This window comes from Yaniella soli, from assembly GCF_054782375.1.
On the sequence record NZ_BAAGSP010000001.1, the window covers coordinates 58734 to 83750 of the forward strand.

20 protein-coding genes, 2 tRNA genes and 1 pseudogene are annotated in these 25017 nt (G+C 54.8%); 18 read left to right on the forward strand and 5 right to left on the reverse strand.

The genetic code is table 11. The annotated features are described in order from the left end of the window. Position 1 precedes the first annotated feature (1 nt). A complete protein-coding gene (locus tag ACYVJT_RS00300) occupies positions 2 to 499 on the forward strand; it encodes a M23 family metallopeptidase (RefSeq protein ID WP_343959197.1) in 498 nt (165 codons plus the stop codon). Here the strand turns inward: ACYVJT_RS00300 and ACYVJT_RS00305 are convergent. Beyond that, complete coding sequence (locus ACYVJT_RS00305) at positions 496 to 801, reverse strand: hypothetical protein (RefSeq protein ID WP_343959195.1); 306 nt, start codon at positions 799 to 801, stop codon at positions 496 to 498. The genes ACYVJT_RS00300 and ACYVJT_RS00305 overlap by 4 nt on opposite strands. Before the next feature lie 289 nt (positions 802 to 1090). Here ACYVJT_RS00305 and ACYVJT_RS00310 point away from each other — a divergent pair. From ACYVJT_RS00310 to ACYVJT_RS00340, 7 genes are all read left to right on the forward strand, one after another. Next, positions 1091 to 1161 (forward strand) — tRNA-Gly (locus ACYVJT_RS00310). Between the two features lie 345 nt (positions 1162 to 1506). Further along, positions 1507 to 1580: transfer RNA gene (locus ACYVJT_RS00315), tRNA-Pro, on the forward strand. 85 nt (positions 1581 to 1665) lie between these two features. Then, positions 1666 to 3012 (forward strand): trigger factor, encoded by a 1347-nt coding sequence (gene tig, locus ACYVJT_RS00320; protein ID WP_343959192.1) that lies wholly within the window; start codon positions 1666 to 1668, stop codon positions 3010 to 3012. A 212-nt stretch (positions 3013 to 3224) separates the two neighbouring features. Then, positions 3225 to 3818, forward strand: coding sequence for an ATP-dependent Clp protease proteolytic subunit (locus ACYVJT_RS00325; protein ID WP_343959322.1), 594 nt, complete (start codon positions 3225 to 3227; stop codon positions 3816 to 3818). Between the two features lie 53 nt (positions 3819 to 3871). After that, positions 3872 to 4522: an ATP-dependent Clp protease proteolytic subunit gene (locus tag ACYVJT_RS00330; RefSeq protein WP_343959190.1), complete on the forward strand. Its 651-nt coding sequence runs from the start codon at positions 3872 to 3874 to the stop codon at positions 4520 to 4522. 173 nt (positions 4523 to 4695) lie between these two features. Further along, complete coding sequence (gene clpX, locus ACYVJT_RS00335) at positions 4696 to 6006, forward strand: ATP-dependent Clp protease ATP-binding subunit ClpX (RefSeq protein ID WP_343959188.1); 1311 nt, start codon at positions 4696 to 4698, stop codon at positions 6004 to 6006. A gap of 9 nt (positions 6007 to 6015) precedes the next feature. Then, on the forward strand, positions 6016 to 6624 hold the full coding sequence (locus ACYVJT_RS00340) for a mycothiol-dependent nitroreductase Rv2466c family protein (RefSeq protein WP_343959185.1): 609 nt from the start codon (positions 6016 to 6018) through the stop codon (positions 6622 to 6624). A 72-nt stretch (positions 6625 to 6696) separates the two neighbouring features. Here ACYVJT_RS00340 and valS read toward each other — a convergent pair whose 3' ends face one another. Next, complete coding sequence (valS, locus tag ACYVJT_RS00345) at positions 6697 to 9354, reverse strand: valine--tRNA ligase (protein ID WP_343959183.1); 2658 nt, start codon at positions 9352 to 9354, stop codon at positions 6697 to 6699. A gap of 93 nt (positions 9355 to 9447) precedes the next feature. Here valS and ACYVJT_RS00350 point away from each other — a divergent pair, with 93 nt between their 5' ends. The 5 genes from ACYVJT_RS00350 to ndk all read left to right on the forward strand — a co-directional run bounded on the left by ACYVJT_RS00350 (position 9448) and on the right by ndk (position 16258). Continuing rightward, positions 9448 to 10221 carry an SDR family oxidoreductase gene (locus ACYVJT_RS00350; RefSeq protein ID WP_343959181.1) on the forward strand — a complete coding sequence of 258 codons (774 nt, stop codon included), beginning with the start codon at positions 9448 to 9450 and terminating at the stop codon, positions 10219 to 10221. 219 nt (positions 10222 to 10440) lie between these two features. Further along, entirely contained in the window at positions 10441 to 13821 is a 3381-nt protein-coding gene (gene ileS / locus ACYVJT_RS00355; protein ID WP_425579889.1) for an isoleucine--tRNA ligase, read from the forward strand. Next, positions 13821 to 15299, forward strand: a complete 1479-nt coding sequence (locus tag ACYVJT_RS00360) for a bifunctional folylpolyglutamate synthase/dihydrofolate synthase (protein WP_343959179.1) — start codon at positions 13821 to 13823, stop codon at positions 15297 to 15299. Before ileS ends, ACYVJT_RS00360 begins: the two co-directional genes overlap by 1 nt. Further along, positions 15289 to 15777 (forward strand): DUF4233 domain-containing protein, encoded by a 489-nt coding sequence (locus ACYVJT_RS00365; RefSeq protein ID WP_343959177.1) that lies wholly within the window; start codon positions 15289 to 15291, stop codon positions 15775 to 15777. The genes ACYVJT_RS00360 and ACYVJT_RS00365 overlap by 11 nt, the downstream gene beginning before the upstream one ends. 61 nt (positions 15778 to 15838) lie before the next feature. After that, positions 15839 to 16258, forward strand: a complete 420-nt coding sequence (gene ndk, locus ACYVJT_RS00370; protein WP_343959175.1) for a nucleoside-diphosphate kinase — start codon at positions 15839 to 15841, stop codon at positions 16256 to 16258. 63 nt (positions 16259 to 16321) lie between these two features. Here the strand turns inward: ndk and ACYVJT_RS00375 are convergent, their stop codons facing one another. Next, entirely contained in the window at positions 16322 to 17350 is a 1029-nt protein-coding gene (locus ACYVJT_RS00375; RefSeq protein WP_343959173.1) for a carbon-nitrogen hydrolase family protein, read from the reverse strand. A 157-nt stretch (positions 17351 to 17507) separates the two neighbouring features. Between ACYVJT_RS00375 and ACYVJT_RS00380 the strand changes: the two genes are divergently transcribed. Further along, complete coding sequence (locus tag ACYVJT_RS00380) at positions 17508 to 18428, forward strand: AraC family transcriptional regulator (RefSeq protein WP_343959171.1); 921 nt, start codon at positions 17508 to 17510, stop codon at positions 18426 to 18428. A gap of 14 nt (positions 18429 to 18442) precedes the next feature. Here the strand turns inward: ACYVJT_RS00380 and ACYVJT_RS00385 are convergent, their stop codons facing one another. Both ACYVJT_RS00385 and ACYVJT_RS00390 read right to left on the reverse strand, forming a co-directional pair. After that, complete coding sequence (locus tag ACYVJT_RS00385; RefSeq protein WP_343959169.1) at positions 18443 to 19081, reverse strand: NUDIX hydrolase; 639 nt, start codon at positions 19079 to 19081, stop codon at positions 18443 to 18445. 31 nt (positions 19082 to 19112) lie between these two features. After that, complete coding sequence (locus tag ACYVJT_RS00390) at positions 19113 to 19730, reverse strand: vitamin K epoxide reductase family protein (RefSeq protein ID WP_343959167.1); 618 nt, start codon at positions 19728 to 19730, stop codon at positions 19113 to 19115. A gap of 361 nt (positions 19731 to 20091) precedes the next feature. Between ACYVJT_RS00390 and ACYVJT_RS00395 the strand changes: the two are divergent. The 4 genes and pseudogenes from ACYVJT_RS00395 to obgE form a co-directional block, all read left to right on the forward strand. Continuing rightward, positions 20092 to 21945: pseudogene (locus ACYVJT_RS00395) on the forward strand (Rne/Rng family ribonuclease); the annotation flags it as partial. An 806-nt stretch (positions 21946 to 22751) separates the two neighbouring features. Further along, a complete protein-coding gene (gene rplU, locus ACYVJT_RS00400) occupies positions 22752 to 23060 on the forward strand; it encodes a 50S ribosomal protein L21 (protein ID WP_343959163.1) in 309 nt (102 codons plus the stop codon). A gap of 35 nt (positions 23061 to 23095) precedes the next feature. Then, entirely contained in the window at positions 23096 to 23356 is a 261-nt protein-coding gene (rpmA, locus tag ACYVJT_RS00405) for a 50S ribosomal protein L27 (RefSeq protein WP_343959161.1), read from the forward strand. Positions 23357 to 23446: 90 nt separating this feature from the next. Beyond that, positions 23447 to 25012 (forward strand): GTPase ObgE, encoded by a 1566-nt coding sequence (gene obgE / locus ACYVJT_RS00410; protein WP_343959159.1) that lies wholly within the window; start codon positions 23447 to 23449, stop codon positions 25010 to 25012. The last annotated feature ends 5 nt before the right edge of the window (positions 25013 to 25017 follow it).

The window sequence follows — 25017 nt, forward strand, 5'->3', positions numbered from 1 at the left end:
CTTGCGCCCATTAGTCCAGCGTCAAAAATTCCGAGCCACGGTGTGCGAGCCTACGGGCAAACCTATGCCATCGATTTGGTCTACGAACCGACCGACCAGCAGTGTCCGCAATTTGGTGATGGTCCAGGGATGCGACGAGCCGCAGATGTTTGAAGGGGCCTTTTGGGAATTGGGCGGCCCAGGATTTATTCTGGGCAATCACGTGGTACTTCGTGGGGACAACGGTGTCTACGCGGTGCTGGCACATCTGCAGCAAGGATCCCTGCAGGTGCAAAATGGTGACACTGTAATGGCAGGACAGCTCATTGGCCGATGCGGAAATTCAGGCAACAGCAGTGAACCACACGTCCACGCTCAGCTCATGGACCGCGCTTCGATATTGACCGCCATCGGCATGCCCCTGGCATTTGCCTCGATCACACTCGATAACCAACCAGAAGTGCTCGATACGCTGCCGCGCAACGGGCAGGTCATGACGACCGAACGCGACTCGAACTAGAAGCTTGTGCCATTATCGCGCGTAAACTTCGTGAAGAGGTCGTTGAGATCAGATTCGGTCAGTGTTGCATCGCGTTCAATCCAGGATTTATAGACCACACGAATCATATTGAGTTCTGGTGACAACGTCGTATTGACCCAGTCTGTCTGCTGATACGTCACGACTTCTTCAGGAGTGACAACGTCGACGCTGCCTTTTTCTGGATAATGGTGGATGGCCTGGATAACCGCTACCGACTGGCCACCACGGTAGATTAACGTCTGACCTACATTTCGGTGGTCTAGAGTCTTTGCTTCAAACATGTATTTAATGTCCTTGAATTTAATTGTTCAGTGTCATTTGAGTGTTCGTGAATTTGCACCCGCGCTGTCCCAAAGATGTCTGCAATGCAGTTCACGTAGCGCATGTTTTGTGCCCTCTCATACTAGAGGATTGCGCAGCGAAAATGAACGCTCGCAACATGTGAACCTGTTTATTTCTTGGAAAATTCCTTGACTAAGTTCACCGGTGGTTCGCCCGGTCGAAATCTATGTGCCAATTTTGCACGCAAGACAGATTTGGGATATCGTTGTTTTCGTTGCCCACCGGCACGCGGATGTAGCTCAATGGTAGAGCCTCTGCCTTCCAAGCAGATAGTGCGAGTTCGATTCTCGTCATCCGCTCGAAGCTCTGATTCTTGCGCATGTAGAATCGGAGCTTTTTTCATCCCGGATGTAAAAACGACATGATGCATTTCTCAGCATTGTTCACACTGGGTTCAATGGGCGATCCACTGCCCGCCGGAGTGTGGGGCCTCAGTGTCCACGAGTTCGGGTATGTGCAAGGTCACTTTTATCGACTAGAATGGTGCGGTCGCGTCACTTTTGGCGGAGTTTCGAGAAAAGCCTTACTTCGATTTGGACTTTCGGAAACCTTTGTCCTATAGTTATCTCTCGGCGCCATGGTGCGAGCCGCTACAGGGGTAAGACTTCAATGGCGGGTAATCCAGCAGGTCATAGACCTGATCGCGGGACGTAGCTCAGCTTGGTAGAGCGCGCGCTTTGGGAGCGTGAGGTCGCAGGTTCAAATCCTGTCGTCCCGACTGCATGGTGCTGTCGGAAGCATAGTATGTGATTCGGCCAGTACCGAAACCATAAAATATTCCGATTAGAACCCAGGAGTCCTACGTGGTCCAATCCACCGTTGAAAACCTCGCCCCAACACGGGTCAAACTCGAGGTTGAGGTTCCTTTTGAAGAACTTAAACCGCGTATCGATGCCACTTACAAATCACTTGCTGACCAGATCCAGGTTCCTGGCTTCCGTAAGGGCAAAGTTCCAGCACAACTGATCGACCAGCGTGTTGGCCGTGGTTTTGTGATCGAAAACGCAGTCAATGACAACCTTGATTCATTCTTCCAAGAAGCACTGCGTGAGCAGGATCTTGCACCACTGACTCGTCCAGAAGTCGATGTCACTTCTGTTCCTGGCAATGATGGCGAAGCAGAAGCTCCGCTGAAGTTCAATACCGAGTTCGATATTCGCCCCACGATTGAACTGCCTGACTACAAGGGCCTCAACGTCACCGTTGATCCAATCACCGTGACTGCAGAGCAAGAACAAAAAGTTCTTGATGAATTGCGCGAACGCTTCGCCACTCTGGTCGACGTCGATCGTCCAGCAGCTACAGGTGACAACGTCACCATTGGCATGACTGCCACCATTGACGAAGAAGAAGTCGATACCGCCGAAGGTCTGTCCTACGAAGTTGGCTCCGGCTCCATGCTTGACGGAATGGACGAAGCACTCGAGGGGCTTTCAGCCGGCGAAGATGCAGTCTTTGAAAGTACCCTTGCTGGTGGCGAGCACTCCGGTGAGACCGCAACTGTCAAAGTCGTCCTGGAAGCCGTTAAAGAACGTGAACTGCCAGAAGCCGATGATGACTTTGCGCAGCTGGCTTCCGAGTTCGATACCATCGATGAGCTCAAAGCTGACTTGAAGAACCAAGCTGAAGAAGAGTCCAAAACCAATCAGGGCGTGGAAGCACGCGAAAAGGCTCTTGAGGAACTGCTGAAGCTCGTTGAGGTTCCGGTCCCAGAGAGCATGCTGACCGAACAAGTTGAACAGCACTTTACCTCGCAGGGTCACGCCGAAGGTGACGAACACGACACCGAAGAGCACCGCGAAGAAGTAGAGCAGAACTTCCGCGAAGCGTTCATCAACGAAGTCGTGTTGGACACTATTGCCGAGAAAGAAGAAGTTCAGGTCGATCAGTCTGAACTCATCGAGTACATTCTGAGCTCCGCTTCCCAATACGGTATGGAACCAAACCAGTTCGCACAAATGCTGGACCAGGCGGGTCAAGTACCGATGATTATGGGCGAAGTTCGTCGTCGCAAGGCACTTGCGGCTGTACTTGAAGAAGCCAAGGTCGTGGATACCGACGGGAACGAAGTTGATCTGTCGTTCTTCACGAACCCAGAAGGCGAAGAAGACTCTGCATCAGAAGAAGACGTTGACGAAACCAACAACTAAGTTCTGATCTCACACCAAGGTCCGCTCCTATACTAGGGAGTGGACCTTGGCTGTTTAAAAGCAGTTCGTGGCTTTCAGCGAAAACCGTGAGTCAACCCTGCTCAAGTTGTACTTTGACAAGTAATGTCTTTGAACAGAAACAAGTTTGCTAATCCAATCACGCCAGTGAAGGAAGGTAGGACGTCGTGACTGAATCGTCCAACGCACCACGAATGGCTTCGGTAGATCCGGCCAACCGTGAAGACTACATCTATAACCGTTTGCTTAAAGAGCGCATCATCTGGCTTGGATCAGAGGTTCGTGATGACAATGCCAACGCCATTGCATCGCAGATGCTGTTATTGAGCGCGGAAGATCCAGAGGCAGATATCTTCCTCTACATCAACTCTCCGGGTGGCTCAGTCACCGCGGGCATGGCAATTTATGACACCATGCAGCTGATTCCAAATGATGTCGTCACCGTAGCGACCGGCCTAGCCGCATCCATGGGGCAGTTCTTGCTGACTGCAGGAACCAAAGGCAAGCGTTATGCGACCCCACACGCACGTATATTGATGCACCAGCCATCGGGCGGCATCGGCGGTACTGAATCGGATATTCGTATCCAGGCGCAGTTGATCATGCACATGAAACAGGTCATGTCCCAAATTACCGCGGAACAAACCGGTCAGGACATTGAAACAATCCTCGAAGACAACGCACGTGACAAGTGGTTCACCGCAGAAGAAGGATTGGAATACGGCTTCTTTGATTACATCGCGTCCGGAACGGCTTCCATGGTCGGTGGCGGCGGGATCAGCAAATAATAGCCGGTAGCCCAGTCGCCAATACGAATACGATTTTCCTTCAGGAGACTTAAATGAACCACGATATGCCCCAGGGCACACCGGCAACCCCGATGCCCTCCAACCGTTACATTCTGCCCCAGTTCGAAGAGCGCACCCCGTATGGCTTCAAACGCCAGGACCCGTATGCTCGTCTATTCGAAGATCGCATCATCTTCTTGGGTACTCAGGTCGACGATGCATCTGCAGACGACGTGATGGCCCAGTTGCTTGTACTGGAAGCAATGGACTCAGATCGTGACATCACGCTCTACATCAACTCACCGGGTGGATCATTTACTGCAATGACTGCGATCTATGACACCATGCAGTTCATCCGTCCAGAGATTCAGACCGTCGCTCTTGGGCAGGCTGCCTCGGCCGCTGCAGTACTCCTCGCTGCAGGTACCCCGGGCAAACGCCTGGCCCTGCCGAATGCGCGCGTGCTCATCCACCAGCCATCGATGGGTGGTGACCGCGGCACAGCGACGGATCTGCAGATTCACGCCGACGAACTGCTGCGCATCCGTACCTGGATGGAAGAAACGCTGGCCAACCACACGAATAAGACCGCCGATCAGATTCGCGAAGATATCGATCGCGACAAGTTCCTTTCGGCTGCTGAAGCCAAGGATTATGGCCTGGTTGATGAAGTGCTGGAATCCCGGAAAAAGGATGCCGAGTAACGGCGAATTGTGATGATGGCGCCCTGCACTATGGTGTGGGGCGCCATCGCTCGCTTAAACGCGAATTCACAGGGTGACAACGCCAGATAAAGTTATCCACGCCTGGAGCAACCTCCCCGGGTATAGGCCCCCAACCAATTATGCTGGACTGGTACAGCGCATAAGGAGATGAAATGGCTCGAATCGGAGAATCGGCAGATCTGCTGAAGTGTTCTTTCTGTGGGAAAACACAGAAGCAGGTGCGAAAACTCATCGCAGGCCCAGGGGTCTACATTTGTGATGAGTGCATCGAGCTGTGTAACGAAATTATTGAAGAAGAACTTGCCGAGGTGACCGACAGTAGCGAATTCACCCTGCCAACCCCGCAGGAAATTTATGCACACCTCGATGAATACGTGATCGGTCAGCATCGTGCCAAGTCTGCGTTGTCTGTCGCGGTGTATAACCACTACAAACGTGTTCACGCTGAGGACAACATCAAATCTTCAATGCGTGAAGCTTTCGGCACCGACATGGACTTCTCTCACCTCGATGAGGTCGAAATCGGGAAGTCCAATATTATGCTGGTCGGGCCGACTGGCTCCGGCAAAACATATCTTGCACAAACCCTGGCGCGGAAACTCGATGTACCATTCATCGTGGCAGATGCGACATCGCTGACCGAAGCCGGCTATGTCGGTGAAGATGTCGAAAACATTCTGCTCAAACTCATCCAAGCCGCAGATAACGATGTCTCGAAAGCTGAACAAGGCATCATCTATGTTGACGAGATTGACAAGATTTCACGAAAGTCCGAGAACCCCTCGATCACCCGAGACGTATCAGGTGAGGGCGTGCAGCAATCTCTGCTGAAGATCCTAGAAGGCACTGTGGCCTCTGTGCCTCCGCAAGGCGGCCGTAAACATCCACACCAGGAATTTCTACAGCTCGACACCTCCAATATATTGTTCATCGTTGCTGGCGCGTTCGCAGGTCTCGAGGACATCATTGATTCACGCGCCGGACAAAAAGCCATCGGCTTTGGAGCACCACTCAAGGTCGCTGGTGCCGACGATGCCCCTTCATTTGCCGATGTCCAGCCTGATGACCTGGTCAAGTTCGGTCTTATTCCAGAATTCGTCGGACGCCTACCGGTCATCACAGCAGTAGATCACCTCGACGAAGCGTCACTGATCAAGGTGCTTACCGAACCACGGAATGCGCTGAGCAAACAGTACGAAAAAATGTTTGCTCTGGATGGCGTGCAATTGCACTTCGAAGATGAAGCGCTACAAGCCATTGTTGCGAAAGCAGAAGCCCGGGGGACTGGTGCCCGTGGCTTACGTTCTATCATTGAAGACGTACTGCAACCGATCATGTTCGATTTGCCCTCACGTGACGACGTTGCGCAGGTGACGATCACTGGAGCAACCGTTGATGGCACGGGAGAACCTGTCATGGTCTCACGTGAAGTAGATCGTAAACGTCGCAACAAATCTGCTTAAGGAGAGACAGTGACGAAGACTGTAAAATTTTGGTTTGATCCGGCATGCCCATTCGCTTGGATCACATCACGCTGGATGAAAGAAGTTGAACAAGTCCGTGACGTGAAAGTTGACTTCAACGTCATTTCACTCGGTGTCCTCAACGAAGGTAAAGACGACCCAGACGATCCTGAAACACACAAAAAGTGGCAGGGTGCTCGCACTGCACTGGCAGTTCGTGAACGTCACGGTGCCGAAAAAGTTTCAGAGTTCTACACTGCGGCCGGTACGCGCATCCATAACCAAGGCTACGGTCTGGACCGCTACGATGAAGCCCTGACCGAAGCACTCGAAGAAATCGGTGTTGAAGATGCATCAGAGATCTTCGAAGCGTCGAAACAAGACACCTACGACGACGGTTTACGCGAGTCCACTAAGGCCGCGTTGAGCTTGGTCGGTAACGATGTTGGCACTCCAATCATCGCCATTGGAGACTCCGCATTCTTTGGTCCGGTCATGACCCGCATCGCACGAGGCGAAGAAGCCGGAGCAATCTGGGACGGTTTCGATGCCCTGGTCACGTTCCCATACTTCTACGAACTCAAACGTGCTCGCAACAGCGACTTAGACTTCAGCTAATCTAGCCACATAGTAAATTTCCCTCGGTGGTCACTTGGACCACCGAGGGAAATTTACTATCCAAAGCAGCTACTACTCGGCGTCAGCCAGTGTAATAGCAGTCAGCTGGAGATCAATGGTCTCGCCATCGTCAGTCGTGACAGCCTCGCCCTGTTCAAGCGTAAGCTCACGCACATTACCGGCCGCTCGCAAATCATCAAGACCGGCCTCAAGCTCAGTGACCCGATCTTCAACGGCAGTAATCGTGGCAGTGAGCACCTGGGTACGCTGTTTGACCTTGGCATCGGACTTGGCTTTGCGAATACGCGAGATCGCACGAGTCACCGTGGTCAGCACATCAACGTCACCGGCCTGCGACGCGGCGGCAATACCCGCCAATTCTGGTTCAAGACCGGGCCAAGCCGCTGCGTGCACCGAGCCCTTGCGCCACCAAGACCACACCTCATCGGTGGCAAACGGCTGGAATGGCGCCATCAAACGCAACAGTGCATCCAATGCGGTGGCAAGCGTTGCCACCACGGATGCCTGCTCGGCTTCACCACGAGAACCGTATGCACGGTCCTTAATGAGCTCGATATAGTCATCGGTAAAGTGCCAGAAGAATGTCTCGACGAGGTTCAACGTACGAGCATAATCGTATTTTTCAAACGCCTTGGTGGCTTGGGTAATTGCTTCATGCAACTGGGCCAATAGCGACTGATCCAACGGGTGAGTAACCACGGCGGCGTCGTCGGCGTTGTGCAGGATCTTGTCTTCTGTTGCTCCAAGATTCAGCGCGAACTTCGAAGCATTCAACAGTTTGATCGCCAAACGACGACCAATCTTCATCTGGTTGACCTCGTATGCCGTGTCGGCACCCAAGCGGGCTGAAGCTGCCCAGTACCGGACAGCATCCGTGCCGAACTGTTCTAAAATATCCGATGGCACCACGACATTGCCTTTGGACTTGGACATTTTTTGACGATGGGGATCCAGCACCCACCCGGAAAGTGCGGTGTGCTTCCACGGAATGGAGTTCTGCAGCTGATCTGCCCGAACCACCGTGGAGAAGAGCCAGGTCCGAATAATATCGTGGCCCTGGGGGCGCAGATCGAAAGGGAAGACGTTTGCGAAGTAGTCGTCATCTTTGGACCACCGGCCAATAATCTGCGGTGACAGTGACGAAGTCGCCCAGGTATCTAAGACATCCGGATCTCCTGTGAAACCACCGGGAACGTCTCGTTGAGCTGCCGTATACCCTTCGGGCACATCCTCGACCGGGTCGACTGGCAGTTGGGCGTCAGCCGGCACAATGGGGCTGTCGTAATCCGTGTTGCCGTCAGCATCCAGGCGATACCACAGGGGGATTGCCACACCGAAGACTCGCTGACGTGACACCAGCCAGTCACCGGTGAGGTTCTCTACCCAGTTCGTGTAACGCGACTGCATGAAACTTGGGTGCCATTCCAGTTCATTGCCACGTTCGATCAAAGCGTTCCGCAGGTCGGTGTCCCGACCACCGTTGCGCAAATACCACTGGCGCGACGTCACGATTTCAAGTGGCTTGTCGCCTTTCTCAAAGAAATTGACTGCGTGGGTGATTTTCTCTGGCTCGCCATCGAGTAATGCAGCGTCCTTGAGCATCTCAACGACGGCGTTCTGCGCGGAGAAGACGGTCTTGCCAGCAACTTCGGCATAGTTCTGTACACCACGATCGGAGGTGATCCATTCTGGAGTCTCACGCGCAAAACGACCATCGCGACCGATCAGAGTCCTGGTGGGCAGCTGCAGCTCACGCCACCAGGTGATATCGTTCTGGTCGCCGAACGTACAGACCATGGCGATACCGGCACCTTTATCCTGCTGTGCCAGTGGGTGGGGGTACACTTCGACGGCCACATCAAACAGCGGCGAGGTCACGGTTTTGCCAAACAGGTGCTGATAGCGCTCATCGTCGGGGTGAGCTACCAGGGCCGAACAGGCTGGCAACAGCTCTGGACGGGTGGTTTCAATAAAGATTTCGGAACCGTCATCAGCATAAAACGCATACCGGTAATACGCGCCCGGGACTTCTTTATCTTCGAGTTCGGCTTGGGCAACGGCCGTTTGGAAACTGACGTCCCACATGGTCGGAGCTTCGGCATTATATGCCTTACCATCAGCAAGATTTTGTAGAAAGGCACGCTGTGAGATCTCACGGGAGTGTGCATCAATGGTGCGGTAGCTCAGATCCCAGTCAACGGAGAGCCCCAGCTGGGTAAATAACTGTTCGTAGACCTCTTCGTCATCGCGGGACTGAGCAAGGCACAGTTCGATGAAGTTCTGCCGTGAGACCACATCCCAATCGCGGCGGTTCTTCGCCGGTTGTGCAGGTGGCTGATACGTCGGATCATACGGCACACTGGTATCGGTGCGAACACCGAAAAAGTTCTGTACCCGTCGTTCGGTTGGCAGACCGTTATCGTCCCAGCCCATTGGATAGAACACGTTCTTACCGCACATGCGCATAAACCGCGCGATGACATCTGTTTGGGTATAAGAAAAGACGTGTCCAACATGGAGTGAACCTGACGCCGTGGGTGGAGGCGTATCAATCGAAAAGACCTCGTCACGAGTGGTCTCAGGATCAAATGCGTACACCCGGTCTTCTTCCCACCGAGTGCTAAATTTTTCTTCAAGTCCTTCCAAACCAACACGATCTGGAACATTTACCGTTGTGGGCGAGTCGGTGCCCAGTGTATTTTCAGCCATGGCCACCATTGTTTCATATTCCTGTGCGTTATCTGGCAGCTGACAAGCCCTCAAGAATCGATATTTGCCTACTGCTGTTCTAGGGTGGTGTGCATGACAGATTCACAGCCTTCAGCCCTTGTCACAGGTGCAACTTCAGGAATTGGCCGCGCGACCGCAATGCAACTGGTTTCTGCTGGATGGACGGTGTTTGCCGCCGGACGACGCAAGGAAAACCTCGAGTCCTTGAGCAGCGACTGCGCCGAAGGCCCGGGGTCGCTTATTCCGGTCGTCACAGATGTCACCGACGACGCATCGATCAGTGAACTCTTTGCCACGGTGCAGGAGAAGGGCGGCATCGATACCATCCTCAATATTGCCGGCGGTGCGATGGGTGCTGAATCCGTCGCTGACGCGCAGATCTCCGATTGGCAGTGGATGATCGAAACGAACGTCATGGGGTCGTTGCGCATCATCCAGACGTTTCTCCCGATGCTGCGAGACCACGGTGCCGGAACCATCTTGAACCTAACCTCGACCGCGGGGACCGTGGCCTACGAAGGGGGCGGGGGATACAACGCTGCGAAGTTCGGTCAGCACGCGCTCACCGGGGCGCTGCGGTTGGAAGAAGCCGAGCACAATATCCGTGTGGTCGAAGTACTCCCCGGTCTCGTGAAAACTGAAGAGTTTGCGCTGAACAGAATGCGTGGCGACGCGTCTAAAGCCGAAAATGTCTATGCGGGCGTGAGCAAACCTCTCACGGCCGAAGACGTCGCCGAAGTATGTGCCTACGCGGTGAACTTGCCCCACCACATTAACCTGGATCAAATTGTGATGCGTCCGGTCAAACAAGCCGCTCAACACAAGCTGATTCGCGACACCGAGTAGCCGTTGAAAGTGTTGTAGGATGGTGGCGATTGCGCAGTGATCCGACCATCATCGGGGAGTGCTTCGGAAGAACAGCAGGCCCACTGCCTAGTAGAACCGAACGGGTCAGCCCGATACAGCTGCAATAAGCGATCTTGGATGCCAAGATAAGCAGGGTGGTACCGCGCCAACTGGCGTCCTTGCACACCGCACAATGCTGTCGATGCAAGGAAGGTCACTGTGTACCCTCTGGCAAGTTCCCACCCACAGTGGGTCAAATCTGGTTCCACACCATCAACGCCAAATCTGCCCGCCATCGAAGAATCGATCCTCAAATACTGGGACGAGGACGGCACGTTCAAAGCGTCGATAGACAACCGTCCGGCAGAAATTGACGGCGAAAATAACGAATTCGTCTTCTACGATGGCCCGCCCTTTGCCAACGGGCTACCCCACTACGGCCACCTGCTGACCAGCTACGTCAAAGACCTCGTGGCCCGCTACCAAACCCAACAGGGACGCCGTGTGGAACGTCGCTTCGGTTGGGACACCCACGGGCTGCCAGCCGAACTCGAAGCCATGAAACAACTCGGCATGACCGATAAGGCCGAAATCGAAGAGATGGGCATCGACAAGTTCAACGACGCCTGCCGTGCCTCAGTGCTGGAGTACACCCAGGAATGGGAAGAATACATCAACCGCATGGGGCGCTGGGTTGATTTCGAAAACGACTACAAGACCCTGAACCCATCGTTTATGGAATCGGTCATCTGGGCCTTCAAGACCCTGCATGAACGTGACCTGACCTATCGCGGTTTCCGTGTGCTGCCGTATTGCTGGAATGACGAAACACCGCTGTCCAACCACGAACTGCGTATGGATGACGACGTCTATAAGATGCGTCAAGACCCGTCGGTTACCATCCAGTTCAAAATCACCGGACTGCCCGACAATCCTGACTTGGTCCCCGCCGGTGGAGCGACCCAAGACATTGCCGATGCGCTGACCGGCGTCGGGGTTCTGGCCTGGACGACCACCCCGTGGACGCTGCCAACCAACGCCTCGGTCGCCGCCGGCCCGGACATCGAATACGCCATCGTTCCGGTCGTAGCAGCTGAAGTCGACACATTCAGCGCACAAAAGGTGCTGTTGGCAACCGACCGGGTCGGTGCACATGCCAAAGTGCTCGGCTACGACGACGCTGACGCCGCAGTCGAAGCCATCTCGGCAACCTACAGCGGAGCACAACTTGCTGGATTAGTGTATGAACCACTGTTCACCTACTTTGCCGATGCCGAAACTTACGGCACCGAAAATGCCTTCCGCATCCTCACCGACGACTATGTCTCAACCGAGGACGGCACCGGGCTGGTGCACCAGGCTCCTGCCTATGGTGAAGAAGACCAGCGAGTCAACGAAGCCCACGGCATCCCGGTAATCCTATCGGTCGATGAGGGCGCGAAATTCTTACCACTGTTCGCAGACGAATCGGTCAGCGGCGGCGCACTCAAAGACATCGCCGGCGTCCAGGTGTTCGAAGCCAACCGCACGATCATCCGTGCACTGCGCGCCCAAGGCTCACTTTTGGGGGAACAGTCCTATGACCACTCCTACCCACACTGCTGGCGCTGCCACACACCGTTGATTTACCGGGCGATCACCTCCTGGTACGTCAAGGTCACCGACTTCAAAGACGACATGCTGGCCCACAACGAGGACATCAACTGGATCCCGGGCAACGTCAAACACGGACAGTTCGGCAAATGGCTCGAAAACGCTCGCGACTGGTCGATCTCGCGCAACCGCTACTGGGGCTCACCCATCCCGGTGTGGGAATCAGATGACCCCAACTACCCGCGGCTCGAGGTCTACGGTTCGCTGGACGAAATCCAAGAAGCCTTCGGCACGCTGCCACGCAACGCCGAGGGTGAGATTGATCTGCACCGTCCATGGATCGACGAACTCGTCCGGCCCAACCCAGATGACCCGAGCGGCAAATCCATGATGCGCCGTGTTGAGGACGTGCTGGATGTGTGGTTCGACTCCGGTTCGATGCCCTATGCCCAGGTCCACTACCCGATGAAAAACAAGGAGTGGTTCGACACCCACAACCCGGCTGACTTCATCGTGGAATACATTGGCCAAACCCGCGGCTGGTTCTACACTATGCACGTGCTGGGTACCGCCTTATTTGACCGTCCCGCATTCAACAACGTCATCTCCCACGGCATTGTGCTGGGCTCGGATGGTAACAAGATGTCTAAGTCTCTGCAGAACTACCCGGATGTCAACGAGGTGCTTGACCGCGACGGCTCGGATGCGATGCGTTGGTTCCTCATGGCCTCACCCATCCTGCGTGGCGGCAACCTCATCGTGAACGAGGAAGGCATTCGTGAAGCAGCCCGTCAGGCCATCTTGCCGGCCTGGAACGTGTGGCACTTCTTTAGCCTGTACGCCAACTCGGCCACCGATGGCGGCAACCGCCCAGGTGGCTACGAAGCGCAACTGCGCTATGAATCCACGGATCCACTGGACCAGTACATTTTGGCCGCCTCCGGCACGATGCTGCGCGAGGTCAAAGCGGCCCTTGACGACTACAACGTCTCGGGTGCAACCGTCACCATTCGTAGCTACATGGACACCATGACCAACTGGTATATCCGCAGGTCACGTCAGCGCTTCTTTGCCGAGGACACCCAAGCACTGGACACGCTGTACACCGTGCTTGAATCCTTCATTCGCGCCGCAGCACCGCTGATGCCCATGGTGGCCGAAGAAATCTGGCGCGGTCTGACCGGTGGTCGTTCGGTGCACCTGACCGATTACCCGGACGCTGACCTGTTCCCATCGGGTGATGCAGCAGTACAGCTGCAAGAAACGATGGAACTGGTCCGTACCATCGCCTCCTCGGCATCGTCGCTTCGCAAAGGCGCCAACCGTCGAGTGCGTCTGCCACTGGCCGAACTCACCGTGGTGGTGCCACACATCGAGCGCTTCACCGACGCATTTACCGACATCCTCTCCGATGAGCTGAACCTCAAGCACATCAAACTGGTCGATGTGGCGAAAACTTCTGCCGAGGACTTCGGCATTTCCCAGCAGTTGACCGTCAACGCTCGTGCCGCCGGTCCACGACTGGGCAAGAGCGTCCAGACCGTCATTAAGGCGTCCAAGACCGATGACTGGTCGATTGCCGATGACGGCACGGTCACCGCCGGCGGTATCGACCTAGAAGCAGCCGAATACACGCTGTCCACCGTCGTCGAAGATGATCCAGACAACCCGGAGACAGCCGTAGCCGTCATTCCATCGGGCTTCGTGATTCTCAACACCGCGGTCGACGATGCGTTGGCCGCCGAAGGTGCAGCCCGCGACGTCATCCGAGCCGTACAATCGGCCCGGCGTGATGCAGCCCTGAACGTCTCGGACCGTATACACACGGTCATCACCGGTCCGACACCCGTCATCGAAGCCATCAGCGCACACGAGGCGCTGATCAGCAATGAAACGCTGTCCCTCCAGGTGACGTTTGAGGCGACCGATACGCCCGACCCACGCGAATCAGCGGCCGAAGACGCCACGAAAGCAGTAGAAGTCACCGTGCAGAAAGTCGACGCCTAATGTTTGAAACCGCCGAACAGGTCTATGAACACCTGTTATCGCGGGCTCCCGAAAATAAAATGGAGCCCCGAATGCAACCCATGCGCGATGTCATGGCATTACTGGGCGACCCCCAGGACAGCGCACCGGTCATTCACTTGACCGGAACCAACGGCAAAACCACGACGGCTCGCATCATCGAACAGGTGCTCATTGCCCACGGTCTGCGAACCGGGCGCTACACCTCGCCGCATTTGTCGCACGTCACAGAACGCATCACGCTGGACGGCCAACCCGTTGAAGACGAGACGTTTGTTCGTATCTACAATGAGATCGCACCGCTAATCGACATCATTGATGCCCAACTCGAGGAAGCCGGAGAACAAAAACTCACCTACTTCGAAACGGTCACCGCACTAGGCTTTGCGATTTTCGCCGATGCACCCGTGGACGTAATGGTCCTGGAAGTCGGTCTGGGTGGAATTACCGATGCCACCAATGTCGCCGACGCTCAAGTCTCGGTGGTCACACCGATTGCGGTTGATCACGCCGATTTACTTGGGGACACCCCGGGTGTCATTGCCGTGGAAAAAGCCGGCATCATCAAAGAGGACGGTTACCTTATCTCGGCAGCCCAAGAGCCAGAAGCAGCACAGGTGCTCTTGGACGCAGCCCGGGAAAAGCAGGTCAACTTCCGATTTGAGAACGTTGAATTTGGGGTCACCCACCGTTCGGTGGCGGTGGGCGGACAACAGGTGTCGATACAGGGCATCGCCGCTGAATATAACGGCCTGTTCCTGCCATTACACGGTGCCCACCAGGTGCAAAATCTGGCCGTGGCCATCGCTGGACTGGAAGCATTTCTTGGCGCCGGAGAGCAGCCATTGGACCAGGATGTGCTCCAAGACGGTCTTGCGCAGGTCACCAGCCCAGGCCGTCTTGAATTATTGCGCACCAACCCGTCGCTGGTCATTGACGCCGCACATAATCCGCAGGGGATTGAAGCCACCGCTACCACGTTGCGTGAGACCTTCAATTTCTCGGCACTGGGTCTTGTGGTTGGTGTTCTTGACGACAAGGACGCGCTGGGGATCCTGACCGCACTTTTCGACCACTTCGGTGACGAGATTGAACACTTGGCGATCACCAAGTCGAACTCACCGCGTGCTATCGAACCCGAACAACTGACCGAAATTGCCTTAGACGCGGGCTGGGACGAAGACCAGCTGTTCACGACCCAATCAGTAGTTGATGCTATGGCCTGGGCGGTTCGCGGTGTGCGTGACATTGACGCCCGCGTGCAAGAAGCCGGCCGGTCACTGACCGCAGGCACCGGGGGAGCGGGGGTACTGGTCACCGGTTCCATTACGCTGGTGGGCCAGGTCCGCGAACTGCTCGGGGCCGAGACTGAAAGTCCCGACGCTTCAGTAGAAGTCGCCGAACACGACGACTTCAGCACCTTCTTTGACGATGATAAGGAGGAGGACGATGAGTCCTGAGGAACACACGACGCCAGGCAAAGAATCATGGCGTCCTGATCGTGAAACGAAAAGCCAACGCGAGTGGCAGCCCGGCCAGCAGAAGAAGCAACGCTCCATCTTCGTGCTCTTTACCGCCACCGTCTTATTGGGTGAAGCCTTTGTCATTGCGTTTTTCGGTCTGATGCTGTTCGGGCTCCACCAAGACAACGGTGGTGTGTGGATGCTGGTCGGTAGCCTCGTGCTCGCCGTGATCGCCGGCGCCACCGCACGGATGGTGACCAAACCACTGGGTATCGCCATCGGGTGGATCATCCAAGTGCTGCTCATCGCTTCCGGGTTTTTGGAACCATTCGGATTCTTTGTTGGCATCGCATTTGCACTGGCCTGGTGGTATGCCGTGGTCAAAGGAAAACAGATCGATATAGACAATCAGAAACGCGCCGCAGAGCAAGCAGCCTGGGAGCGTGAACATGGTGTGGAAACAGACACCGATTAGGTATGATCATGTACGGCAACGCACACCGCGTTCGCCGAAGCATCTGATGAATGAGGTAGTTATGAGCCAGCCCGAACGCACACTTGTACTCGTAAAGCCCGATGGTGTGGAACGTGGCCTTACCGGCGAAATACTGTCGCGTATTGAGCGTAAGGGTTACCAGATCGTCGAACTGAACATGCTCAATGCGACCCCTCAGATGCTCGCCGTGCACTACGAAGAACACGAGGGCAAAGAATTCTTTGAACCGCTCGTGAACTTCATGGCCTCAGGTCCGATTGTCGCCGCAATTGTCGAAGGCGAACGTGTGATTGAAGGAATCCGAGTACTAGCCGGCATATCAGATCCAACGCTGGCCGAACCAGGGACCATCCGCGGTGACCTTGGCCGCGACTGGGGCGAAGGCGTGCAAAAAAATCTCATTCACGCCTCCGATTCCACGTTGTCAGCTCAACGTGAGATGGACATTTGGTTCGGCTAAGAACAACAGCTTTTATAGTGCAGGCACCGGTACAAAATCGGTGCCTGCGCTGCCTTTATGGGGTTACATATCTATCGGTGTCGGTTCAGTATCGAGTGCACTAGAAGACAGATTCTCTTCATGCCAGGATGCTTGAGGCAGTTTTTGCGTTTGTACTACTGGAGCCTGTGGCCGGTTATCAAATAACAGGGCAGTAACATCCGGCCGCGAGTAGTGTCCAGCGGGATCAAGAGTGAGTTTGGCGGCTTCTATGGCCCCGAAATCCAGGTCCGCGAAGACGAGGCCTTCTGTTGCAGGGTCTAAAGGTTCAGTTAGCAACGTCGAATCAGGTCCATATGCACGGGCGTATCCACCGCCACCCGTGTAGACCGGGCTAGGCTTTCCCCCAACCGTGGGGAATGCCATAGCTCCTTCATCAGACATGATCTGTGTCGCCGTAATTACAAACGTGCCGCCTTCGAGCGCATAGGTTTGTGAACATGCCATGATCGTTTCCGGACTGAGCGCGGGCACATCTCCCATCACGCCTAGACATGGCCAACCTGCCACATGGATCTGCTGGTTTTGTGTGTACATCGCATACTTCGTGAGGGGCTGCAGATGTTCGAAACAGTTTAAAGCCCCTATTCTCCCAAGAGCCGTGTCGACAACTTTGATACCACTGCCATCTGACTCTCCAAATAGGGTCCGTTCAACATGGGTCGGCTTAAGCTTACGCCGATGCAGTACAATCTCGCCGGTCTCGTCGATGATAATTTGAGCCATGTAGAGTGAGCCACCGTCTTTCTCACTGAAGCCTAATACAACGCTGATTGAGTATTGGCTAGCTGCCTCACGGATCTTTCGGATTTGGTCGCTGTCAATGCTCATCGAATTGGCACGGTAACGCGCCACAAAATCCATTTGTTCGAATACGGAATGTGACCACAGAAAGACTGGATACCCTGGAATCCACGTTTCCGGAAAAGCAATTAACTGCGCGCCACTCTCGGAGGCTTCACGCATTAGGTCGATAGTCTTATCGGTTGTGGCATCAAGATCCAACCAAACGGGCTCGGCTTGGACTGCTGCGACTCGTACTGTCTCGTTCATTGTCACTCCTCAGTGCTACGGATATTTCGTCTAAGTAAGTATCTCCAATGCTATGATCAGAGTCACCTCCTGTCGTTAGCGTTTTCTGCACGCTAGCTAACAATTTCTGCAATTGCTCGGTTATCGGACCGAGGGGCACGCACTGAAAGGAAACGCGATGACGGAACTGTCAGTCAGTGATATTCATGACTGGGAGATCGTGTCGAGTCAAGCCTTCGTACCGCTGCGATGTACTCAGGGAGGACCTGGTTTTCACGCTTCGTTACACAACACAAAGCTATCGAACGAGGTATCGCTGTCGCATATTCGTTCCAATCAAGTCCATGTGGAACGGACTGAGTCGCTTGCACGCCGCAGTGAGCATAATGATCTGTTGCTGTCAGTCCAAGTTCGGTCCACGAGTTATGTTCATCAGCATCACCGCACCGCTGTAGTGGCACCTGGCAGCGCCGTCTTGTACGAAGCGAATCGCCCGTACACGCTTGATCATCGCTCCCGGGATCAGGAGCTGCTTGTCTTAAAGATCCCTCGAGATGCACTTGAGCTTACGGAAAATCTTGTTAGTCAGCTATGTGCGCGTGCATTTGAACCTTCCGTGCCAGGCGTGTCGGCACTTGGAGGGCTCCTATACGGCATTTCCCGAGAGCACACTCAAGCCAGCTCAACAGTCGGCTCTACATTTGTCCACACCAGCACATCGTTGCTCAGGAGTGTTTTGCGCACTGCGCTGTATCAACGGGAGTTTTCATGGGACTCAGACCCGTCAACGTTGGAGATCCTGAAAAGCTACATTCATGAGCACTTTCGCAACCCGAAATTATCAGTTGAGCGCCTAGCAGCAGCTCATCACATCTCTGTTCGGAAACTCCATCTCACGTTTCGTGCCGTTGAAGATACGCCTGGACGTTATCTGCGGGAAGTACGCTTAGGTCATGCTGCGCGGATGCTTGCGCAACGAGGCACCACAAATCTCAGCGTCGCGTCAATTGCCCGTCGGGTGGGTTTTGAGAGTCCAGCAACTTTTAGCAGGAGCTTCCGAACGATGTTCGGGTGTGCACCTATCCACTGGGAAGGATAAAAAGTCCTGTTTGCCTAAAGACCATGGATCGGTTCAACCACCTGGTCGCCAACGAAAAGCGCCTTAATCGAACCACGTTCTAAAATGTTTGTCAGCAGAAACTTGGTGGGCCGCATGAGGGCGATCCGTTCTGCTGCGGCATCGTCGAGGATGGATTGGATACTGCACCACTCGGCATGTGTGGCCTCAGTGGTGATATTTTCTGGCAGCACATCCTCATCTGGTGTAGCTATATAGAAGAACGTATCGAAGCGTTTCGGATACCCCACCGGTGTGGTGAGGTTCGCCCACGGATGCATGAGATCTGGTTGGAGCCTCGCGCCGGTTTCTTCTTCCACTTCACGCAGTCCCGTGCGTAACATCATCGATGAATTGGTAAACGCTTGGTTCGCGTGCTGCGATGCTAGCGAGGTCTTCTGCCAGCCATGTACATGTGTGTTCAGTACCGGACGAGCCGCTGTACCAAAATCAAAGTCGGCATCTTCGGCATCGGTGCGACCTCCGGGAAACACTACGGCACCTGCAGCAAAGTCCATCGTGGTTGCCCGATGCTGTACATAGACTTCTAAGGTGTTTGCTGCTTGACGCAGCATAATGACCGATGCGGCATGTCTGGCCTCGACATATGGGTGGGTCAATTCTGGTCGAGGCATGGCATTGAATGTGTTGGCGTCCAAAGGTGTCCTAAAACATTGCTTCGCCAAAGCGGAGCAAGATCGATGCGCCGATCACCACGTATAACAAGATGATCGTCGGCCAGGCGGCCGTCGTTATTATCATCTTCGTTCGTGGTGTGACTTTGATCAAGTCGTGGCAGACATTGCGGGCAAAAATCAGAATCGCGGCCGGGATCGTGACGGCCCATACGATCATGCAATACAGACACAGCGTGTTGATACTGTAAACAGCCTGGGTCCAGAGCCATAAGCAGAAGATCATCGCCAGCGTGAGTCCGATGGATGTGGCATGCCACCACCAGTTTGAAAAACGGGCACCACCCATAATCGCCATCCCGATCGTGATGACGATCGCGAATCCAATGAGTCCAATAAATTGGTTGGAGAACCCAAAGAGGGAGGCCTGCCAGGACTGCATGACTGTGCCACATGAGACCCATACATTGACATCACACGAGGTGACATACGCGGGATCCATCCAAAGTTGGACACGCTCATAGGTCAACACCAAGGTGGCAATCATGCCGACCACTCCGGTGATCAGCAATAGAATTGCTGTTCCAAAACTGTGGGCGTACCAGGGGCGCGACTCAACGTCACTCGTATCTTTTATGGCGGTATTCACAGGGCCGAGTATAAGGCCGGAAGCTGAGAATTAGAGTCTAATGGCGAGTTTTTGCGCAAAGTATGTCACAATAGTGGAGACCTCTACGGGCACGCACACCCGTTTGGTCCTGCGGAAGCTTTATGGCTTGCGGTTGCGACGGTAGATTCCATCATAGTGAAAAGGATGTTGAATCCCCCGACTGCGAGCACCTGAAGTTTTTGAATTGTCTTGGACGCTTCTGCTGGCTCCGGCACAGACCGGTTCATATTAGGCTTTTTCGTAGTGCGTATAAGCCAATGCGGCGTACGCACAACCGGATTCGGTCTAACCGTGATGAGTGCGGATCACGCTTAGGCCCGGGAGGCGCAGCATGACAGCTGCCGATAACACGCAAGCACAAACGGATAATGCGCAGCATTCAGCAGGCACCACGATGCCAGATGATCCGACGGGCCTACTGTTTCAAGCCCCAGACTTCTCGCAGGTGCCGGTACGCCGCCGCGAAGCTCCGAAAGAAGAGCCGCGTGAGGACCGCGGGCGGAAGAAAAATAATCAAAACAAGAAGCAGCGGAACAAAAACCAACAGCGCGATGACACCGATCGCGACGACGCTAACGCCAATAAAGATCAGCGTCAACAGCCGAAGCGCTCACCTCGCGGTGCGCGCGAGGACGAACACAGCGATGATGAGATCGATGAGGAACATACGGTGTCGCATCGTCGTCGCAGACGTCGCCGGGGCAATGTTGACTTAGAAATGGACGGCGGTGGTGACGGGGATCCAGAAGATACCGTGACCCGTGTTCGTGCCCCGCGCCAGGCTTCAACTTCTGGACCTGACGAGGTCACCTCACTGCGCGGTTCGACACGACTCGAAGCCAAGCGCCAGCGCCGTCGCAGTTCGCGCCGAGGTCGCCAACGCAACGATGTCGTATCAGAAGCCGAGTTTTTGGCTCGCAGGGAATCTGTTGAGCGCAAAATGATGGTGCGGCAACACGATGATCGCATCCAGATCGCTGTACTCGAAGACGGTATTTTTGCCGAACACTTTGTGTCGAATACACAACAAGATTCATTAATCGGCAACGTGTACCTGGGTAAAGTTCAGAATGTTCTGCCATCCATGGAAGCGGCCTTCGTCGATATTGGTCGCGGCCGCAACGCTGTCCTCTATGCCGGTGAAGTCAACTGGGACACAGCACAACTGGATGGCAAACCCAAGAAAATTGAGAACGCGCTGAAATCCGGCGACCCGGTACTGGTGCAGGTCACCAAAGATCCGGTGGGTCACAAAGGTGCACGTCTGACAGCACAAGTGTCCTTGCCCGGACGTTACTTGGTCTATGTGCCAGGCGGTAGCATGACCGGTATCTCGCGGAAACTGCCGGATACTGAACGCAACCGTTTGAAGTCTATTCTCAAAGAACACTTGCCAAATAAGACCGGTGTCATCGTGCGGACCGCCGCGGAAGGCATCGCCGAAGATGAACTCCTCAACGACATCAACCGGCTGCGCGTGCAGTGGGAAGAAATCGAAGAGCAGTCCAACTCGAATAAAGTCTTGGCCCCCGAGCTGTTGCACTCCGAACCTGACCTGACGATCAAAGTGGTTCGTGATGTATTTAATGAAGACTTCACCAAAATGTTGGTTGAAGGCGATGAGGTTTGGGACAAAATCCAAGCCTATGTCACCTATGTGGCACCCGATCTCGTCGATCGATTAGAAAAATGGGATCCCAAAGCATTCAACGGCATGGATCTGTTTGGCCATTTCCGGATTGATGAACAACTGCATAAGGCACTGGATCGGAAAGTGAATCTACCCTCTGGTGGTTCGTTAGTCTTTGACCGTACAGAAGCCATGACCGTGGTAGATGTCAACACGGGTAAATTTACCGGTTCAGGCGGCAACCTGGAAGAAACGGTCACCAAAAATAACTTGGAAGCTGCGGAGGAGATTGTCCGTCAGCTGCGGTTGCGCGATATCGGTGGCATCATCGTGGTCGACTTTATTGACATGGTGCTGGAATCCAATCGTGATCTTGTCGTGCGTCGTCTCGTAGAGTGCCTGGGCCGTGACCGGTCACGACACCAAGTCGCCGAGGTCACCTCTCTTGGGTTGGTCCAAATGACCCGCAAACGTATGGGCACGGGTCTGGTGGAAGTGTTCTCGCACGACTGTGAACACTGTGCTGGTCGTGGCATAATCGTCCACGACGAGCCAGTTGAGCGTGGCAAACCGCATGATTCATCCGGTCAACGTCGTCGTGGCGGAGATGCCGGCACACGTCGCGGCCGTCGCAATAAAGACCAGCACCAGTCCCAGCCCGCAGAACAAGACCAGCAATACAATGGTCACGACGACGGCAAAGCCGAGCAGACACGCAACGCAATGGCATCGATTGCTGCAGCCAACAACGGAAAAGACCAAGATCAGCAGGACGACCAGGATGATGAGCATCAGCACTCTGGATCCTCTCGTCGACGCCGCGGAGATCGCCGTCGCAATAATCGCCGTGGTGAAGCGTCACAGTCCAACAGCGAACAGCAGACTTCGAACCAGCAACACGACTCGAAACCTGCACAGCAGCCTAAGGTTGAATCACCACAGCCTGCGGGGCAATCTCAAACTTCGGATGCTGCCCAGCAGCACACCAAAGAACCAGCACCCAAACGGCGTCGTCGTGCAGCGTCTTCGCCAACCGGGGCAACACAAATTCAGCAGGCCTCTGACCAACCCGAACAGCAGGGCAAGAGCTTTGCTGCCAGTGTCACCGATCAGACGAAACAGCAGGATAAACCTGTGAAAACGTCGGCCATTTTGGGGGTCGGTGTCGCAGCCGATGAGATCTCCTCACCGGGCACGCCACGCTGATACAGAATTTGGATCACGAGACGAAAAGCGATAGACTACCTGTTTGGTGCTGTGAAACCTGGCAGTTGGTGTCCAAAATCGGCGACTTGTCTCGTGAGCCAAGACCCTCAGGTGTTTAAACAGCTGATAAGATTTTTGATTAACGTCGAGAGAAGTGAGTCCAAATGGCATACGCGATTGTACGCGCTGGCGGACGCCAGGAAAAAGTCTCTGAAGGAGACTTGGTAGTCCTAGATCGCCAACCCGATGAAGTAGGTAGCTCTATTGAACTACCTGCCCTGATGCTGGTTGATGGCGACAAGGTTACCTCAGATAAAAAAGATCTGGATAAGGTCAAGGTTGCTGCCGAAGTGCTCGAGCACATGCGCGGCAAGAAAATTGTCATCCAGAAATACAAGAACAAGACCGGTTACAAGAAACGCCAGGGTCACCGTCAGGACCAGACCCGCGTGAAGATCACCGACATCAAGTAAGCTTGACCCGGAAGAACCCGCAAAGGATTTAACTCATGGCAACAAAAAAAGGTGCTAGCTCCACACGTAACGGTCGTGACTCCAACCCCAAGTTCCTTGGGGTAAAGCGTTTCGGCGGTCAGTCTGTTTCCGCCGGTGAAATCTTGATTCGCCAGCGTGGAACCAAATACCACCCGGGCCGCAACGTTGGTCTCGGCAAGGACCACACCCTCTTCGCGCTAGAAGCCGGTGCAGTCGAATTCGGCAGCCGTCGCGGCCGTAAAGTTGTGGACATCGTCCCAGCTGCAGCCCAGTAGCTTTCGTTTTTTCTCACGCTCCAGCGGGGGCGGACCACCCCTGGTCCGTCCCCGCTTTGAGTTTTCACAATAAAACCCTGGAGGACCCTCATGTCACAATTCATAGATCATGTAACCGTGCATGCCACCGCGGGCAACGGTGGGCACGGGGAGACCTCCGTGCTGCGCGAAAAATTCAAACCACTCGGTGGACCGGACGGCGGCAACGGTGGCCACGGTGGCGATGTCGTGATCGTAGCTGACCCACAAGTCACCACCCTGCTGGACTACCATCACCAGCCGCACCGAAAAGCCACCAACGGCGAACCCGGCAAGGGCGATCTACGACACGGCAAAAATGGTGAAATACTGTACCTACCTGTTCCCGTTGGCACCGTCATCAAAGACCCCGACGGCAACATCCTCCACGACCTGGTGACCCCGTATGAGGAAATCACCCTCGCTCACGGCGGCACCGGCGGAGCGGGCAACGCCTCGCTAGCGTCCCCGAAACGTAAAGCCCCCGGTTTTGCCTTGCTGGGGATCCCCGGTGAAGAACGCAGCGTTGTGCTGGAGCTCAAAACCGTCGCCGACATTGCCCTGGTCGGTTTCCCGTCAGCCGGCAAATCATCGCTGATTGCCGCCATTTCCGCGGCACGACCGAAAATTGCTGACTACCCGTTCACCACACTGGTACCAAATCTCGGCGTCGTGGATGCCGGGGGAACACGTTTCACCGTGGCCGACGTTCCAGGGCTCATTCCTGGCGCATCCGAAGGCAAAGGCTTGGGGCTAGAATTTCTGCGCCACGTCGAACGCACCCACGCACTCGTCCACGTTCTCGACGCCGGAACACTGGAATCTGACCGTGACCCGATCACCGATTTCGACGTGTTAGAAAAAGAGCTCGCGGCCTACGCTGTAGAACCCATCCTCACTGATGGCGGCGAACAACTCATTCCCCTAGACGAGCGCCCGCAACTCGTGGTGATCAACAAAACGGATCTCCCGGACGGTCAAGCGATGGCCGATATGACTCGTGCCGAACTGGAATCCCGTGGGCTGCGTGTCTTCGAAATTTCGGCGGTGAGCCGTAAAGGGCTGGACCAATTGAAGTACGCGATGGCAGATCTCGTCGCCCAAGCTCGCCTTGAACAAGCCGAAGCCGCAGAGCGTGACGAACACACACCTGAGACCATTACCATTGTGCCGCAGCACCGTCGACGCAGGGCACGCCCACGCGAATTCACCATCAATAAAGAAGAACGCAGCATGAAACCCATGTTTCGGATCCGTGGCGACAAACCAGAACGCTGGGTTGCCCAAACCAATTTCGACAATGACGAAGCCGTTGGATACCTGGCCGACCGGTTAGAACGACTCGGAATCGAAAAAGCGCTCTTCAATGCAGGCGCACTTCCCGGTGACGCCGTCGTCGTAGGAGATGACGAATCCGGTGTGGTATTCGATTGGGAACCAACCATGACCACCGGTGCAGAACACTTATCTGGGCCACGCGGCGGCGATACGCGGGTAGCAGAGCGCCACCGTCCAACCCGCGAAGAAAAACGCCAAGAATATGCCGAGCGGAAAGCAGCTCGTGCTACAACGCAAGCTCAAATGGAACGCGAACGGTCTTCCGGGATGTGGACCAATGACGAATCCGAGCACGACTAGAAAGA